Genomic DNA, 841 nt, shown 5'->3' with positions numbered 1-841 from the left:
TTGATGAAACAGCAAAATCTGACATATTTACTTGGTTTAATTTTTTCAATAAATGCTATTTTGGTAATAGTTTCTCAAATCCCAATAGAAAAATTATCATCATTTTTGCGCCTATCGCCAGTTGCAAGAATATTAATTGGCCAGATTTTTTTGTGTACTTCTTTATTTATTCTTTCAACACCATCTATGAGGATTCATGATGTAATAAGCTTTTCAATTTTAAATGCAATGGGTGTTGTCTTTGCTGCTCCAGCAATTGACACATGGGTTACCCAAAGTGTTTCTTCTAATAATATTGGAAAGGTTCTTAGTATTTCTTTTGTCTCCCTCGGTGTTGGTTCCCTAGTCGGAGGTTTTATGGGAGGGATTATTCTTCAAAAAGGTCAACTGATGACTGGATATAATATTGGATGGGCATATCTCGCTGTTTTGTTACTTATTCCTATCTGCATCATCTGGGTTAAGAACTATCTTAGAAAAGGTTATCAATGAAGAAGCTTATTGTAGTTAAAACTGGATATCCGCTCACTAGCAGAGTTCAGGCATATCGCACTTTTTTTAGAATGGGATGGGAAGTTATTTTAATAGATACGCCATTCAATCAAGGTGCTTCTATAGCTGACAAAACGATTATATTACCAAACTTGAATGATTTTGATTTAATTATTCAATCTATCGATAAAACAGTTGGAAAACCCGATGCTGTAATAACTTTTAATGACTCAGGTCTTGTTCTTTCCGCGCGCATTGCGGAGTATTACGCATTGAGGCTTATTCAAAAGTAGGAACACACCCACACCCCACCAACTAGACAACGGCCCCACCAGCGGCAAAAATAAGA

Annotated in this window: 2 protein-coding genes; both read left to right on the top strand. The window is 35.9% G+C overall.

The features are described 5' to 3' along the window. On the top strand, window positions 1–492 hold a 492-nt coding region (locus tag A7E48_RS11145), incomplete at its 5' end, for an MFS transporter (protein WP_158004404.1). After that, on the top strand, window positions 489–785 hold the full coding sequence (locus A7E48_RS05960; RefSeq protein WP_068170792.1) for a hypothetical protein: 297 nt from the start codon (window positions 489–491) through the stop codon (window positions 783–785). The genes A7E48_RS11145 and A7E48_RS05960, both read left to right, overlap by 4 nt. Window positions 786–841: the final 56 nt, after the last annotated feature.

Source organism: Rothia sp. ND6WE1A (genome assembly GCF_001683935.1).
In the GTDB taxonomy this organism is placed as follows: Bacteria; Actinomycetota; Actinomycetes; order Actinomycetales; family Micrococcaceae; genus Rothia; species Rothia amarae.
The sequence above is the reverse complement of the archived record's forward strand: the minus strand, read 5'-3'. Positions and strand labels throughout refer to the sequence as shown.